Genomic DNA, 15,895 nt, shown 5'->3' with positions numbered 1-15,895 from the left:
GCGGCTCCGCTAGCCGATGCGGTCGGCGACAATGCGACGCAGCGCCGCCATCGACAGCTCCACCGAGGTAACGTCGATGCGCTCATCGTTGCCGTGCACACCCTCGCGGTAGCGCTCATAGCTCCAGCCAGGGGCGAGCAGCCCGAAACCGTACGCGGGGATGCCGAGTTCGCGCAGCACGCGTGCGTCCGACCCGCCCGCCGCCATGATGGGCACCGTCGGCGCGTCAGCAACTTCCGCAATCGCGCGCATAATCGACGCGAACAGCGGCGTGTGCGGGCTCGATCCCGTCGCGGCCCAACCGTGCAGATGGCGGATCTCCACCTGATCGGCGATCGGACCGAGCACCGCCACGAGCAGTTCATCGACCTCGTCGTCGCTCGTGCCGGGCAGCGTGCGGATGTCGAGGTCGATCGACGCCGACCCCGGAATCACATTGTGCACGGAACCGGCGCGCACCACCGTCGGCGAAATCGTGATCCGCGAGACTGCGTGCGCATAGCCCGCGATACCGCCGAGCTGCGGCAGCGCCGCATCCAGGCGCACGGGGTCGCGCAACCGCTCAGCGAGAGCGGGATCGTCGATGCGGGCATCGACAAACGCGTTCCACAACTCCCCCAGCTGCGCTGCGGGCATCACCTCTTCGAGCCGCTGCAGCACCTCGCCCATACGGTAGGCAGCACTGGTCGCCCCGAATGGGATCGAGGCGTGACCCGGTTTGCCCTGCACCACGAGACGACGACCGGCCGATCCCTTCTCGGCGACCTCGATGGCAACGTGCCGCCCCATGCGCATCCCGCCGGACTCGGAGAGCGCCTCAGTGACACGCACGATCTCGGGGTGCTCGCGCACGAGCCAGTGCATGCCGAGACTGCTGCCGGCCTCTTCATCGGCGACCGCCAGCAGCACAAGGTCACCGCGGGGCGGTGTCGGCGCGAGCGCGACCTCGCGCAACACGCACGCGAACGCGGCGGTGAGGTAGAGCATGTCTACGGCGCCCCGGCCCCAGATCTCGCCGTCGATGAGTTCGCCGCCGAAGGGGTTGCGGGTCCAGCCGTCGGGGTCAACGGGCACCACGTCGAGGTGACCGAGCAGACCCAGCGCCGGGGCCGCGGGGTCTGTGCCGTGCACGCGCACGATGAGCGAGGCGCGACCGGGCGCCGATTCGAGCACGTGGGCCTCAACGTGCTCCAGTGCGATCACGTCAGCAAGAAAGCGCTGCAGCACGCGCACACTGCGGATCTCCTGGCCGGAGGCGGGCGTGCCATCGTTGACGCACCCTTCACGAATAAGGGCGCGCAGCAACTCGATCGCCTCTTCGGCGCCGCCGGATCCGCCGCCACGCTCTGCAGTCACCCTCGCACCTCCGCTCGCCTCGATCCCTCCTACCCTAGCCCCGACGCTCCTCCGCTCCCGTTTTCAGACGTCTGAGCGTGCGGAGAAGCCGTCCGCGCATATGGGATCTGCCGTGCATATGGCACAGGAGGTGGGACCCGTCATATTTTCGGCAGATTCCATATCGACGGACCGAGCAGGATCAGGCGGGATCAGGCAGGACCTGTCGCCAGTTCGACGGCGTCGAGGATGGCCGCGATGCCCGCACGGTAGACGGTCATGCCGTCCATCGCGAGCAGCGCGTCGCGGTGCTGATTCACGAGCGGGTACTCGGTGAGGTTGACCGAGCCGAAGGTGCTGATCCACGGCTCGGAGCCGTCGCGCGCGGCATCGGGATTGCGCAGCACGTCGTTCGCGAGCGCTGCGCTCTGCGAGAGCGCGAAGCCGGAGACCGCAGCGTAGGCGCGCAGCAGCGCTTCATCGCGCAGCCCACCCTCGGCGAGCATCTCGAGCATGAACTCAACGGCGGAGGTGTCGCCGGGGCCACCGGGATCAATAACGGCTGCCTCTGCACCGATCGATGGGTACTCCAGCGCAAGCTCGGCTGTACGCATGAGGTGAGCTTCCAGCCGCTCGCGCCAGCTGCCCGAGCTCTCACGCCCTGCCTCCGTAGCCCAGCCAGTGATGCGGTCGAGGGCGGCTTTGAGCAGCTCGTCTTTGTTGCGGAAGTGCCGGTACATGGCGGTCGCGTCAACACCCAGGGCATCGCCGAGTCGCTTGAAGGTGATTCGCGCGTGCGGTTCATCTCGCGCCAGCCGCAACATCGCGTCGACGATTCCGCGCTGATCCAGTCGCACTCGTCGTGCACTCTCGGCCTGCACCATCTCGACCCCCATTGTTCGGATTCTTGACACCAGTGTAGGCCCGAGGGCCGGCAACGACACTGATGTGTCAACGTAAATGTCAACGTAATTGACATTACCCACTGATCGGCCTACTGTGGCAGCACGGATCGATGACGATACCTCAGGAGGCTCCGGTGACCGCAACCCCGCACGCAGACGTCGTATTTGAGAACGGCTGGATCTACACCGGCACGGACTCACAACCCAGACCAGGTGGAATCGCCGTCGCCGACGGCCGCATTCTCAGCACCGACCCCGAAGAGGTCGCACGCCTCGCCGAGACCGCCACCGAACGCGTCGATCTCGCCGGCCGCCTGCTCATCCCCGGCTTCCAAGACGCCCACGTGCACCCCGTCAGCGCCGGCATCGAACTACTCAGCTGCAACCTCACCGAGTGCGACACCGCAGAGCGCACGCTCGCCGCCATCGCGGCCTACGCCGAAGCCCACCCCGAGGTCGAGTGGATTCTCGGCGCAGGCTGGTCGATGGACGCATTCCCCGGCGGCACCCCCACCAGGCAGATGCTCGACGCGATCGTGCCCGACCGCCCCGTCTTCCTCGAGAACCGCGACCACCACGGTGCCTGGTTCAACACCCGCGCAGCCGAACTCGCCGGCGTCGACGCCACCACGGCCGACCCGGCAGACGGCCGCTTCGAACGCGAAGACGACGGCACTCCGGCCGGCACCGCACACGAGGGTGCCATGAACCTTTTCGCGGCCGCTCGCCCCCGCGCAACCCAACAGAAGGCCTACGATGGCCTACTCGCAGCTCAGGAATACCTGCTCTCCTTCGGCATCACCGCCTGGCAGGACGCCGCCGTCGGCGAGTTCATGGGCAGTCCCGACACTGTGCCCGTCTACCATCGCGCGGTCGCCGACGGCACGCTCAAGGTACGCGTGCGGGGCGCGCAGTGGTGGAACCGCGAAGAGGGCGACGCACAGCTCGGCCCCATTATCGCCCGCCGCGACGAGGCCGCCGCCGCCTGCGACCCCGAACGTCTCTCGCTGAGCTCGGTGAAGGTGATGGTCGACGGCGTCGCCGAGAACTTCACTGCTGCGATGCACGACTGCTACCTCGACCACCACGGTCAGGCCACCGACAACCGAGGCATCTCCTTCTTCGACCCGCGCCAGATGGCCGACTTCGTCACGGCACTCGACCGTGAAGGCGTGCAGGTGCACTTCCACGCGCTCGGTGATCGCGCCGTCACCGACGCCCTCAACGCCATCGAGCAGGCGCGCACCGTGAACGGCCCCAGCGGCAACCGCCACCATCTCGCCCATCTGCAGCTCGTGCGCTCCGAGGATGTCGACCGTTTCGCGCCGCTTGGCGCCACCGCCAACATGCAGGCGCTGTGGGCGTGCCACGAGGATCAGCTCGACACACTCACCCTCCCGTTCCTCGCTGGCGACGCCGAAACGCACCACTACCCCTTCGGGGAGCTCGCCTCGGCCGGGGCAGCCCTCGCCGCGGGCAGTGACTGGCCGGTCTCCAGCCCCGACCCGATCCAGGCCATCCACGTCGCCGTGAACCGCGTCGCCTACGGCGAGGAGCGCCCGCCCCTCGGCCCCGAGCACCAGAAGCTCACCCTCGCGCAGGCCCTCGACGCTTACACGCAGGGCACCGCTCGCATCAACCACCTCGACCACGCCACCGGGCGGCTCCTCCCCGGCTACTACGCCGATCTCGCGATCCTCGACCGCAACGTCTTCGATGTGCCAGCCGAACAGATCGGCAGCGTCGGCGTCGATGAGACCTGGGTCGGCGGCGAGCGCGTCTACGCACGCGCAGCGGCTGACAGCGCAGCGACCGGCGACGCCGTCGATCCGAGGGGGGCCGCCGCATGACGGATCGGATCCGCCTGGCCGGCAGCGCCGCCCGCAACCGCCGTATCATCGCCACCATGGGCGTTGCTGCTCTCGCGGTGAGCGCCCTCGCGGGGTGCGGGCAGAGCGCCACCGCCCGCAACTCCGGCACCTTCACGCTCACCGAACACACGCCCGCGCCCGCCGGCGACATCGACTCCTTCACCTGGGCGCTGCAGACTGAGCCCTACTCGCTCGACCCCGCCTACGCTTTCGACTATGCCGACAACACTGTGCTCGCCAACGTGTGCGAGTCGCTGCTGCGGTGGAACTCCGACCTGTCGCAGTCGCCCGGTCTCGCCACCGAGGTGACGCACCCAGACCCCCTCAGCTGGGTCTACACGATCCGCGAGGGCGTCAAGTTTCACGACGGCACCACGATGACGCCGAACGACGTGGTGGTCTCGCTGAAGCGCCACCTCGATCCCGAGGTCGCCTCGTTCTGGTACGACTCGTACAAGAACGTCGAGTCGATCGAGCAGACGGGCGAGCACGAAGTCACCGTGCGCACCGTCGTGCCGGACTCGCAGTTCAACAAACTCATGTCGGCCGCGCCTGGCGTGATCCAGTCGGCTGCGACCACCGAGGCGGCCGGCCCCGACTACGGCAACCAGTCGACGGGGGTGAACTGCACCGGGCCGTTCTCGTTCGGGGAGTGGCGAGCCGGTGAGTCGATCACCCTCAACCGCTTCGACGACTACTGGGATCCCGAGCTGCGGGCGAAGGCCGAGCAGATGACGTTCGTGATCCTCAACGACGCCAATGCCCGGGTCAACGCGCTGCAGACCGGCGAGATCGACGGCGCATGGACCATCCCGTACAACGCGATCGACGTGCTGCGTGCCAGCGACACCGGCTCCGTCTATTTCGGCACGAACACCACGGTGCAGAGTCTCGTCGTATCGAACCTCGACGGCCCGCTGGGCGATGTGCGGGTGCGCCGGGCGCTCACGATGGCGCTGGATCGCGAGGCGCTGGTGCGCGCCGCGGTGCAGGGCTACGGCACCGCCACCAACGCGCTCACCTCCGAGTCGGTGTGGATCGACGGCGACCCCGAGGCCACCCGCCTCGCGTTCGACGAGCTGCCCGCATACGACTACGACCTGGAGGCGGCCCGCAAACTGATCCAGGAGGCCGGTGCCGAGGGCGCGAAGATCACCTATGTGACCGCCCCGCTCGACTCGTCGTTCGACGTGGTCTCGCAGGCGGTCGCCTCGGCTGGCCGCGAGATCGGCCTCGACATCGAGATCGAGACTCGCACCCCGAACGCCTACACGCTGCTCTTCTCCGATCCTTCCGCGATCGAGGGCGTCGACCTGTTCGCCACCACCTGGTACCTGTCGAGCACCGACCCGCTCGAGATGTACGCGGTGCTGCGCACCGGCGAGTTCTCGAACTACGGGCAGTGGTCGAACCCAGAGTTCGATGATGTGGTGAACCGGGCGCTGCAGACCATGGATGACGGGGGGCGGTCCTTCCTCTCGGCTGAGGCGCAGCAGATCGCCAGCGAGGAGCTGCCCTGGATTCCGCTGATCGATCTGCCCACCACGCTGTGGTTGGGTGAGCGGATCACGGGTGTCGACCCCTCCATCTCCTACATGTACTACCCCTGGGCTGCGACGATCGGGAGGGCCGAGTGATGAGCGAAACCGCAATGGGAGCTCCGCAGACGCGGGCTGTGCGCTTGCAGGAGAGCGAGAGCCGCCGCAGGCCGAGCCGGGGCGCGCGCACCGCGCGCTTCATCGTTGGCCGCATCGTCGGCCTCGTCGCGACGCTGTTCGCCGCCTCGCTGGTGGTGTTCTTCTCGCGCTTCGTGGTGCCGGGTGATCCGGCCCGGTTCCTGCTGCGCGGTCGCAGCCCGAGCCCTGAGGCCATCGCCGAGGTGACGCGCCAGTACGGGCTCGACAAATCGCCTATCGAGCAGTACCTGAGCTGGATCAGCGGCGTGCTGCGCGGCGACTTCGGGCGTTCGCTGCAGTACCGCGACGATGTCTCGCATGTGCTGCTGCAGCGCCTCCCCGTCACCCTCGAACTCGTGGCGATGGCCGCGGTGATCATTTCGGTGCTGGGCCTCGCGGCTGGTATCTGGGCGAGCCTGCGGCGCGGTCGCTTCACGGATCGCGCGATCCTCATCACCTCCACCGCGCTCGGCGCGGTGCCGTCGTTCGTCATCGCGATCCTGCTCATCGCCATCTTTTCGGTGCAGTTGGGCTGGTTTCCGTCGTTCGGCAGCGGGCATGAGGGTGTTGACCGTTTCGTGCACCTGGTGCTGCCTGCCTTCGCGCTCGGCCTGGCCTTCGTGGCGCTGGTGGCGAGGGTCACCCGCTCGTCCATGAATGAGCAGTTCGTGCGCGAGCACGTCGAGGTGGCTACCAGCCGCGGCCTCACGAAGTCGTCGGTGGTGCTGCGGCATGTGCTGCGCAACGCGATCGGCCCGATTCTGCTGGTCAGCGGCGTGCTCGTCGCCGGTCTGCTTGTGTCGAGCGCGATCGTGGAGCAGACCTTCGGCCTCGCCGGGATCGGCTCACTGCTCGTGCAGTCGGTCGACCGCCTCGACTTCCCCGTCGTGCAGGCGATCGTGCTGGTCGTGGTGGTCGCTTTCGTCACGGTCAACACCATCGTCGACCTCATCCAACCGCTGATCGATCCGCGCATCGCCGCAGGAACGGAGACCCGATGAGCACCGCAGCAACCCCCTCGCGCCGCGCAGCCGCGGCACCCGCACCGCCTGAGGGCACCCGTGCCCTCACCGTGCCTGTCAAGGTGAAGCGGCGTGGCCTGTTCACCGTGACCGGGCGGATCGCGGTCGTGTTCGTCGCGGTTGTCGTGTTGGCCGCAGCGCTCGCGCCGGTCATCGCCCCCTACGACCCCGACCATGTCGACCTGCAGAACATTCTGGCCGGCCCCAGCTGGGCACACTGGCTCGGCACCGACGCGCTCGGCCGCGACCTGCTCACGCGCCTCATGTTCGGCGCGCGCACCTCGCTGATCGGCCCGCTGATTGTGGTGCTCGGTTCAACGGTGCTCGGGCTGGTACTCGGCCTGGTCGCTGCGTGGCAGGGCGGCTGGCTCGATGCCGTGCTATCGCGGGTGTTCGACTTCCTGTTCTCCTTCCCGGCGATGCTGCTCGCGATGCTCGGTGTCGCACTCTTCGGGAAGGGCCTGTTCGCACCGGTGCTCGCGATGACGATCGCCTACGTGCCGTATGTGGCGCGGCTCACCCGCGGTCTCATCATCACGGAGCGCGCCCGCCCCTACGTGCAGGCCTACCGGGTGCTGGGTTTCCGCAGCTCATGGATCGCGTTCACCCGGGTGCTGCCGAACGTGGTGCCCACGGTCGGCGCGCAGTCCACCCTCAACTTCGGCTACGTACTCGCCGACCTCGCCGCGCTGTCGTTCATCGGCCTCGGCGTGCAGGCACCCACTGCCGACTGGGGCTCCATGATCAACGAGAGCCGCGGCGCGCTCATGAGCGGTGCGCTACTGCCCACCTTCGTGCCCGCCGCCGTGGTGGTGCTCGTGGTCGTCGCCATCAATGTGATCGGCGAAGAACTTTCCGACCGAATCGGAGGCAACTTCTCATGACCGCAGCATCTCACACCCGTCATGGCGGCGGCGATCCGCTGCTGCAGATCGACGACCTCACCCTGCGCGTGCCCAGCCACGGCCCCCTGCTGCACGGTGTCTCACTGGCTGTCGGCGCCGGTGAGTCGGTGGCGCTCGTGGGCGAATCGGGATCGGGCAAGTCGCTCACCACACGCGCCGCTCTGGGCCTGTTCCCCGAACACGCCTCCCTCACCGGCTCGGTGCGCGTCGCCGGAATCGACACGGTGACGGCGACACCCGCCGATCTGCAGACGATCCGCCGCAAGCGCGCGTCGATGATCTTCCAAGATCCGCGCTCCGGCATCAACCCGGTGCGCACCCTCGGCGACTTCCTCACCGAGACGCTGGTGCGCTGGCACGGGCTCAGCCGCGCCGACGCTGCCGCCCGCGCGATCGCGCAGCTCGAACAGGTGGGCTTGCCGCGCGCTGAAGCGCTGCTCGACCAGTACCCGCACCAGCTGTCTGGCGGCATGCTGCAACGCGTGATGATCGCGGCGGCGCTGCTCGACGAGCCAGAACTGCTGCTCTGCGACGAGCCCACCACGGCGCTCGACGTGACCACGCAGGCCGGCATCGTCGAACTGCTGCGCGAGCAGCAGCAGGCGCGCGGCATGGGCATGCTGTTCATCACGCACGACCTCGGCCTCGCGGCGTCGCTCTGCGAACGGGTGGTGGTGCTGCGCGGCGGCCTCGTCGTCGAGGAGGGTGCCACCGAGGCGGTGTTCCGCGACCCGCGGGAGGCGTACACGCAGCAGCTGCTGGCCGCGACGCCCCGCATCGACCTCGACCGCTTCGGAGACGCGGTGCCAGTGGCTGGGCAGCCCGCCGCCGCACAACCTGCCGCGATCCGCGCCGCAGGCATCACCAAGCGCTACCGCATCCCCGGCCGCGACGACGTGCTCGCGCTCTCCGATGTGGGCTTCGAGCTGGCACGCGGCGGCTCCCTCGGCATCGTGGGCGAGTCAGGATCTGGCAAGTCGACCCTCGCCCGCATCATCGTAGGCCTCGAAGAGCCGAGTTCGGGCACGCTCACCATCGACGGCACCGACCGACCGCAGCGCCCGCTCAACGCGACAGAACGGCGCGCGCTCGCCGCGCACACGCAGATGGTGTTCCAGGATCCATACCTCTCCCTCGATCCCCGCATCGCGGTGGGCCGCGCCGTCGCCGACGTGGTGCGCCTGCACCGCGGAGCGTCACGCGCGGATGCGGAGCGGGAGGCGAGCGCGCTGCTCGAACGGGTGGGGATCCGCCCCGAACAGCTGGCCTCGCGGCCGCGAGGCCTCTCCGGCGGGCAGCGGCAGCGCGTCGCGCTCGCGAAAGCACTCGCCGCGCAGCCGAGCATGCTCGTGCTCGACGAAGCGACCAGCGCACTCGATGTTTCGGTGCAGGCGCAGGTGCTCGAACTCGTGGAGGAGGTGCGCGAACAGTTCGGTCTCACGATCGTGTTCGTCACTCACGACCTCGCTGTGGTGTCGCGCGTCTGCGAGGAGACGATCGTGATGCAGCGCGGGCGGATCGTCGAACACGGTCGCACCGCGCAAATCCTCGGCGCACCCCGCGAGGACTACACCCGCAGGCTCATCGAGTCACGGCCCGAACCGCTCTGGGAACAGGCGGCATAACGACAGAACGGCGATGGCCGGGGGCGGATCGGATCCGCCCCCGGCCATCGCCGTTTCAGCTGTGCTGCGCTGCTCGCGCTGCGCCCGTCGGCACTTCGCAGCCCGGCCCCGGTCAGCTCTTCGGAATCGGCGGCCCCATCCACAGCAGCAGCGAGAACACGGCTGTCACGCCCACCGCGAGAATGACGAGCGCCCACCAGGGGTGCCGCAGCACCCACGCCTGCACCCGCTCGATGAAGTTGCGGGGCTGCTCGCCGCCGGCGCCGAGACGCCAGCTGCGCCCCAGCTTGCCGCGATGATCCATGACGAGTTCGAACGGCAGCGTCGCGAACGGCACCACGGCGGTGGCGAGGCCGAGGAGGCCCGTGCCGAACGACCAGCGATCGTTCACCCACACGAACACGGTGATGACGCAGTAGGAGAGGAACACGAAGCCGTGCACCCCGCCGGCTGGGGCGACGAGGGCGTCGGAGACGCCGGTGCCCCGCAGCACGAGGGCGGTGATGAGCCCCGTCCAGGTCACGAGTTCGGCGAACGCGAAGGTGCGGAAGAGCAGGCGTGGTGACATGCCTCCCAGGGTATCGAGACGCGGCTGGGAGAGCGTGCTTAGCGCGTGATTGATTGGTAGGCCTGCAGGGCTTCGGCGCGGGAGGCCTTCAGGTCGAGGATGCGGGGCAGGCCGGCGCTGTAGGGCGCCCACCGGTCGACGTAGCGGCCCTCGGGATCGAACTTCTTCTGCTGCAGATCGGGGTTGAAGACGCGGAAGTAGGGTGCTGCGTCGGCCCCGCAGCCGGCGACCCACTGCCAGTTGAAAGGATTGCTGGCGTCGTCGGCGTCGACAAGCGTATCCCAGAACCACGCTTCCCCCACGCGCCAGTCGAAGCGCAGATTTTTGGTGAAGAGCGATGCGGCGATCATTCTCACCCGGTTGTGCATGAAGCCGGTCTGCCAGAGTTCTTGCATGCCGGCGTCGACGATGCCGAAGCCGGTGCGGCCCTGCTGCCAGGCACGCAGTTCGTCTGCGTCGACCTCGCGCCAGGGGAAAGTTTCGAAGCGGGTGTCGAGGCTGCGCGAGGCGAGCGGGCCGAAGTGGTAGGCGGTGTGTTTCGCGAACTCACGCCAGCCGAGCTCGGAGAGAAACAGGCCCACATCGCCGCCGGCACGCAGCGCTTCATGCCACACCTGTCGCGGGCTGATTTCGCCCCAGCGCAGGTGCGGTGACAGTTCTGAGCCGGTGCGTTCGGCGGGGAAGTCGCGGCGCGAGTAGTGCTGCGCGCCGTCTGCGAGGAAGGTGGTGAGTTTGTCGAGAGCGGCGTGTTCGCCTGGGGTCCAGCGCTCGGCGAGCCCGCCGGACCAGTCGGGGGCGTGCGGCAGCAGGCCCCACGATTCCAGCGCGTCACTGTCGACGCTCGCAGCGGCTGCGGTGAGCGTGTCTGGTGGGCCGAGGGGTGCCGCGGGTGGCAGCCCGGAGGTGCAGGCGCGCCAGAATGCTGAGTACACCCGGTACGGGTTTCCCTCCCCGTTGGCGATGTGCCACGGCTCGAAGAGCAGGTCACCGGGGGTGGAGTGCGCTTCGATGCCGGCTGCTCTCAGTGCCGTTTTGATGTGTGCGTCGTGCGCGCGTGCTTCGTTGTAGCGCCGGTTCCACAGCACCCTGTCGGCGCCGGATTCGCGTGCCACCGCCGGCACGACGGTTTCGGCTGCGCCGCGTCTAAGCACCAGTTCGATGCCGTGCTGTTCGAGGGAGTTTCGCAGCGCGACGAGGGAGTGGTGCAGCCACCACCTGGTGGCGCCTCCGAGGGGCCGCACATGCTCGGATGCGTCTTCCAGCACGTAGAGCACGACGATGCCGTCGGGGTCTTGCGCGGCGGCATTGAGGGCCGGGTGATCGGCAAGCCGCAGGTCGTCACGAAGCCACACGAGCGTTGTCATCACTTCAGAGTAGCGTTGAGGTCTGACGAACGGCGGAACTCGCCGCTCGCGTTGCGAGGGGGGCGGAAATATGGTGCGGATTGCTGTTGCTGCGGCGCTCGACTGCTCGGCTGATGCTGCGTGGCGAGCGGCGCACTCACCTGCCGCCGCCGGGCAGCTGTATCGGCCGCTGCTGCAGATGCGGCCCCGCGGTGGTGCGCAATTCCCGGCGGTGTTCGAGACGGGCAGCCGGGTCGATGTTGCCTTGCGCTTCTTCGGGGTGCTCCCGGCGGGAACGCAGCGCATCGTCATCGTGGATCTCGATGCGCAGGAGGCCAACTCGCGGGCGGCCGGCTCGCAGACGGTCGGCTCGCAGGCGCGAACCATGCGTGATGCGGGGTGCCCGCTTTCGGGCCCTCTCGCGCTGATCAGCTCCTGGAATCACGAGATCACGATCATCCCGGCGGGCCCGCGCTCCGCGGTATGGCGCGACGAACTCACGATCGGCGGATGGTTCGCGCCGCTGGCCGCCGTCGTGCTCTGGCCGATGTGGCGCTGGCGGGTGCAGAAACTGCGCAAGCTGGCTCGGGGGTGGCGGGCTCAGTAGGTTCTTGGGGTGGCGGATCGGCGGCGCTCAGAGGCGGTGCTGTGATGGCGCCCCTTGCAGGTGTCGGCACCGTGGTGTCGGCCGATCCGCATGTGATTGCAGAGGGCGCCCCCACGACGCGCCCCTACCCGAAGCGGCGCCGGCGAGCCGCTTTGCTCCACCCTGTGGGGCTCGTGCCGCGCTCGTGAGCCGCGGCTGGGAACATCCACGCTACGCGTGGAGAAGAGGCTTTTTGATCAGGGGGTTTGGGGTGGGGTGAGGCGGTTTTGATGGTTTTGCATAGGGCCTCGAACCTCCTCAACAGAAAGCAGTGCGCCGCCCCCGTGGGGGCGGCGCACTGTGGTTAGAAGTCCCAGTCCTCGTCTTCGGTGGCGACGGCCTTGCCGATGACGTAGCTGGAGCCGGAGCCCGAGAAGAAGTCGTGGTTCTCATCGGCATTCGGAGAGAGCGACGACAGGATCGCGGGGTTGACGTCGGTCATCTCCTTGGGGAACATCGGCTCGAAGCCGAGGTTCATGAGCGCCTTGTTCGCGTTGTAGTGCAGGAACTTCTTGACGTCTTCGGTGAGGCCGACCCCGTCGTAGAGGTCCTGCGTGTAGAGCACCTCGTTCTCGTAGAGGTCGTAGAGCAGCGCGAAGGTGTAGTCCTTGAGCTCCTGGCGGCGCTCTTCGCTTTCGGCTTCGAGCCCCTTCTGGAACTTGTAGCCGATGTAGTAGCCGTGCACGGCCTCATCGCGGATGATGAGGCGGATGAGATCGGCGGTGTTCGTGAGCTTCGCCTTCGACGACCAGTAGATCGGCAGGTAGAAGCCGGAGTAGAAGAGGAACGATTCGAGCAGGGTCGAAGCGATCTTGCGCTTGAGCGGGTCGTCGCCCTCGTAGTAGTCGACGATGATCTGCGCCTTCTTCTGCAGGTACTGGTTTTCGACCGACCACCGGAAGGCGTCATCGATCTCCTGCGTGGAGCAGAGCGTGGAGAAAATCGACGAGTAGCTCTTCGCGTGCACCGACTCCATGAACGCGATGTTGGTGTACACGGCTTCTTCGTGCGGGGTGATCGCGTCGGGGATGAGCGACACAGCGCCCACAGTGCCCTGGATCGTGTCGAGCAGCGTCAGCCCGGTGAAGACGCGCATGGTAAGCAGCTGCTCCGCAGGGGTGAGCGTGGCCCACGACTGCACATCGTTCGAGAGCGGCACCTTCTCGGGAAGCCAGAAGTTGTTGACGAGACGGTTCCAGACCTCAAGGTCTTTTTCGTCCTCGATGCGGTTCCAGTTGATCGCCTGCACTGCGTGGCCCAGCTTGAAGTTCATCGGTGTTCTTTCTGCTCAGTTATCCTGCCGAGAGCTGCAGGATCGCTTCGATCCAAGGGTGCGGATCCCGCGGCGCGCACCACCCGCAGGATAGCGGAGGCCCGCGACGAGCGCGGGCCTCCGTGCATCAGAGCATGCAGCTGACGCACTGCTCGAGTTCGGTGCCCTCGAGTGCGAGCTGACGCAGGCGGATGTAGTAGATCGTCTTGATGCCCTTGCGCCATGCGTAGATCTGAGCCTTGTTGATGTCGCGCGTCGACGCGGTGTCCTTGAAGAACAGCGTCAGCGACAGACCCTGATCGACGTGCTGCGTGGCCGCAGCATAGGTGTCGATGATCTTCTCGGGCCCGATCTCGTAGGCATCCTCGTAGTATTCGAGGTTCTCGTTCGTGAGGTACGGGGCCGGGTAGTACACGCGACCCAGCTTGCCTTCTTTGCGGATCTCGATCTTCGATGCGATCGGGTGGATCGACGAGGTGGAGTTGTTGATGTAGGAGATGGAGCCTGTGGGGGGCACCGCCTGCAGGTTCTGGTTGTAGATGCCGTGCTGCTGCACGCTCGCCTTGAGCTCTCGCCAGTCGTCCTGCGTGGGGATCGTCACGCCTGCATCTGCGAAGAGGGCACGCACGCGCTCGGTCGCGGGCTCCCACACATTGTCGGTGTACTTGTCGAAGAACTCACCGGAGGCGTACTTCGAGTCGGCGAAGCCCTCGAAGGTGGTGCCGCGCTCGATCGCGATCGTGTTCGAGGCGCGCAGCGCATGGAACAGGATCGTGTAGAAGTAAATGTTCGTGAAGTCGATACCTTCTTCGCTGCCGTAGTGCACGTGCTCGCGCGCAAGGTAGCCGTGGAGGTTCATCTGGCCGAGACCGATGGCGTGCGACTTGTCGTTGCCATCTTCAATGGAGCGCACCGAGGCGATGTGGCTCATGTCGCTCACCGCGGAGAGCGCGCGGATCGCAAGCTCGACGCTCTCGCCGAAGTTCTCGCCGTCCATCATCTTGGCGATGTTCATCGAGCCGAGGTTGCAGCTGATGTCTTTGCCGATGTGGTCGTAGCTGAGGTCTTCGTTGTAGGTGGTCGGGGTGTTGACCTGGAGGATCTCGGAACAGAGGTTCGACATGTTGATGCGACCCTTGATCGGGTTTGCCCGATTCACGGTGTCTTCGAACACGATGTAGGGGTAGCCCGACTCGAACTGCAGCTCGGCAATGGTCTGGAAGAAGTGGCGGGCGCTGATCTTGGTCTTCTTGATGCGCGCGTCGTCGACCATCTCGTGGTACTTCTCGGAGACGGAGATGTCACCGAAGGGCACCCCGTAGACCTTCTCGACGTCGTAGGGCGAGAAGAGATACATGTCTTCGTTCTTCTTCGCGAGTTCGAAGGTGATGTCGGGGATGACGACACCAAGGGAGAGGGTCTTGATGCGGATCTTCTCGTCGGCGTTCTCGCGCTTCGTGTCGAGGAACTTCATGATGTCGGGGTGGTGCGCCGAGAGGTACACCGCGCCTGCGCCCTGACGCGCACCAAGCTGGTTCGCGTAGCTGAAGCTGTCTTCGAGGAGCTTCATGACGGGGATGATGCCGGAGGACTGGTTCTCGATCTTCTTGATCGGGGCGCCTGCCTCGCGGATGTTCGAGAGGAGGAGCGCGACACCGCCGCCGCGCTTGGAGAGCTGCAGCGAGGAGTTAATGCCGCGGGAGATCGACTCCATGTTGTCCTCGATGCGGAGGAGGAAGCAGGAGACGAGTTCGCCGCGCTGTGCCTTGCCGAGGTTGAGGAAGGTGGGGGTTGCGGGCTGGAAACGGCCGGAGATGATCTCGCGCACGATGCCGCGGGCCAGCTCCTCGTTGCCGCGGGCGAGGCCGAGGGCGACCATCACGACGCGATCCTCGAAGCGCTCCAGGTAGCGCTTGCCGTCGAAGGTTTTCAGCGCGTACGAGGTGAAGAACTTGAACGCCCCGAGGAAGGTGGGGAAGCGGAACTTCATGCCGTAGGCCTCGTCGCGCAGCGCCTCGATGAAATCGAGCGAGTACTGCTCGATGAGCTCGCGCTCGTAGTAGTCGTTGTCGAGGAGGTAGCGCATCCGCTCCTCGAAGGAGTGGAAGAACACCGTGTTCTGGTTCACGTGCTGCAGGAAGTACTGGCGCGCAGCTTCACGATCCTTGTCGAACTGGATCTTGCCGTCGGCGTCGTAGAGGTTGAGCATCGCGTTGAGCGAGTGGTAATCCATCTCGCTGATCTTCGAAGACTCGTGACCGGCTTCCATCACGGTGCCTCCGGCTGTGGTTCCTGCAGAGCCCAAAACTGTTCCAATCCTTCGTGGACGGCTGTGACGTCGTCCGGGGTTCCAAAGAGTTCGAATCGATAGAGGAAGGGCACGTGGCACTTCCGGGCGATGATGTCGCCCGCGATCCCGTAGGCCTCACCGAAATTGGTGTTGCCAGCCGCCATCACACCGCGCAGCAGCTTGCGATTGCGCTCGTCATTCAGAAAGCGGATCACCTGTTTGGGAACGGCCCGCGTTTCGGGACCGCCGCCATAGGTGGGGACGAGCAGCACGTAGGGTTCGGTGACCAGAAGCGGCTCGTCGCGCGAGTGGAGGGGGATGCGCAGGGCGGGACGCCCGAGCTTTTGCACGAAACGGTGCGTGTTGCCCGAGACGCTGGAGAAGTACACCAGGTCGGTCATGCTCGTCACCTCCGCGCGAACCCCCGAGGGCCGTG

At 66.7% G+C, this 15,895-nt stretch carries 14 protein-coding genes; 7 read left to right on the top strand and 7 right to left on the bottom strand.

All coding sequences use genetic code 11. The features are described 5' to 3' along the window. Positions 1–9: 9 nt before the first annotated feature. Both WFI54_RS09615 and WFI54_RS09610 read right to left on the bottom strand, forming a co-directional pair. A complete protein-coding gene (locus tag WFI54_RS09615) occupies positions 10–1,356 on the bottom strand; it encodes a M20/M25/M40 family metallo-hydrolase (protein WP_336652569.1) in 1,347 nt (448 codons plus the stop codon). A 191-nt stretch (positions 1,357–1,547) separates the two neighbouring features. Then, on the bottom strand, positions 1,548–2,231 hold the full coding sequence (locus tag WFI54_RS09610) for a TetR/AcrR family transcriptional regulator (protein ID WP_336652568.1): 684 nt from the start codon (positions 2,229–2,231) through the stop codon (positions 1,548–1,550). A 143-nt stretch (positions 2,232–2,374) separates the two neighbouring features. Between WFI54_RS09610 and WFI54_RS09605 the strand changes: the two genes are divergently transcribed. Genes WFI54_RS09605 through WFI54_RS09585 form a run of 5 tightly spaced genes read left to right on the top strand, consistent with a single transcriptional unit; the run spans position 2,375 to position 9,339 of the window. Then, positions 2,375–4,090: an amidohydrolase gene (locus WFI54_RS09605; RefSeq protein ID WP_336652567.1), complete on the top strand. Its 1,716-nt coding sequence runs from the start codon at positions 2,375–2,377 to the stop codon at positions 4,088–4,090. Beyond that, positions 4,087–5,748, top strand: coding sequence for an ABC transporter substrate-binding protein (locus WFI54_RS09600; protein ID WP_336652566.1), 1,662 nt, complete (start codon positions 4,087–4,089; stop codon positions 5,746–5,748). The genes WFI54_RS09605 and WFI54_RS09600 overlap by 4 nt, the downstream gene beginning before the upstream one ends. Beyond that, positions 5,748–6,788 (top strand): ABC transporter permease, encoded by a 1,041-nt coding sequence (locus WFI54_RS09595; RefSeq protein ID WP_336652565.1) that lies wholly within the window; start codon positions 5,748–5,750, stop codon positions 6,786–6,788. The genes WFI54_RS09600 and WFI54_RS09595 overlap by 1 nt, the downstream gene beginning before the upstream one ends. Beyond that, positions 6,785–7,693 (top strand): ABC transporter permease, encoded by a 909-nt coding sequence (locus WFI54_RS09590; protein ID WP_336652564.1) that lies wholly within the window; start codon positions 6,785–6,787, stop codon positions 7,691–7,693. Before WFI54_RS09595 ends, WFI54_RS09590 begins: the two co-directional genes overlap by 4 nt. Then, the gene (locus tag WFI54_RS09585) at positions 7,690–9,339 is read left to right on the top strand and encodes an ABC transporter ATP-binding protein (RefSeq protein WP_336652563.1); all 1,650 of its coding nucleotides are present in this window, start codon (positions 7,690–7,692) and stop codon (positions 9,337–9,339) included. Before WFI54_RS09590 ends, WFI54_RS09585 begins: the two co-directional genes overlap by 4 nt. Positions 9,340–9,451: 112 nt before the next feature. Here the strand turns inward: WFI54_RS09585 and WFI54_RS09580 are convergent, their stop codons facing one another. Next, the gene (locus tag WFI54_RS09580; protein ID WP_336652562.1) at positions 9,452–9,907 is read right to left on the bottom strand and encodes a DUF3817 domain-containing protein; all 456 of its coding nucleotides are present in this window, start codon (positions 9,905–9,907) and stop codon (positions 9,452–9,454) included. A 38-nt stretch (positions 9,908–9,945) separates the two neighbouring features. Further along, positions 9,946–11,271 (bottom strand): cryptochrome/photolyase family protein, encoded by a 1,326-nt coding sequence (locus WFI54_RS09575; protein WP_336652561.1) that lies wholly within the window; start codon positions 11,269–11,271, stop codon positions 9,946–9,948. A gap of 70 nt (positions 11,272–11,341) precedes the next feature. Here WFI54_RS09575 and WFI54_RS09570 point away from each other — a divergent pair, with 70 nt between their 5' ends. Both WFI54_RS09570 and WFI54_RS09565 read left to right on the top strand, forming a co-directional pair. Then, a complete protein-coding gene (locus WFI54_RS09570) occupies positions 11,342–11,857 on the top strand; it encodes a hypothetical protein (RefSeq protein ID WP_336652560.1) in 516 nt (171 codons plus the stop codon). A gap of 44 nt (positions 11,858–11,901) precedes the next feature. Beyond that, positions 11,902–12,045 (top strand): hypothetical protein, encoded by a 144-nt coding sequence (locus tag WFI54_RS09565; protein WP_336652559.1) that lies wholly within the window; start codon positions 11,902–11,904, stop codon positions 12,043–12,045. 155 nt (positions 12,046–12,200) lie between these two features. Here the strand turns inward: WFI54_RS09565 and nrdF are convergent, their stop codons facing one another. The 3 genes from nrdF to nrdI all read right to left on the bottom strand — a co-directional run bounded on the left by nrdF (position 12,201) and on the right by nrdI (position 15,860). Beyond that, on the bottom strand, positions 12,201–13,169 hold the full coding sequence (nrdF, locus tag WFI54_RS09560) for a class 1b ribonucleoside-diphosphate reductase subunit beta (RefSeq protein WP_336652558.1): 969 nt from the start codon (positions 13,167–13,169) through the stop codon (positions 12,201–12,203). A gap of 127 nt (positions 13,170–13,296) precedes the next feature. Then, on the bottom strand, positions 13,297–15,438 hold the full coding sequence (gene nrdE / locus WFI54_RS09555; protein WP_336652557.1) for a class 1b ribonucleoside-diphosphate reductase subunit alpha: 2,142 nt from the start codon (positions 15,436–15,438) through the stop codon (positions 13,297–13,299). Further along, positions 15,438–15,860 (bottom strand): class Ib ribonucleoside-diphosphate reductase assembly flavoprotein NrdI, encoded by a 423-nt coding sequence (nrdI, locus tag WFI54_RS09550; RefSeq protein ID WP_336652556.1) that lies wholly within the window; start codon positions 15,858–15,860, stop codon positions 15,438–15,440. The genes nrdE and nrdI overlap by 1 nt, the downstream gene beginning before the upstream one ends. Positions 15,861–15,895: the final 35 nt, after the last annotated feature.

This window comes from Leucobacter sp. MMO-125 (genome assembly GCF_037148395.1).
In the GTDB taxonomy this organism is placed as follows: domain Bacteria; phylum Actinomycetota; class Actinomycetes; order Actinomycetales; family Microbacteriaceae; genus Leucobacter.
The sequence above is the reverse complement of the archived record's forward strand: the minus strand, read 5'-3'. Positions and strand labels throughout refer to the sequence as shown.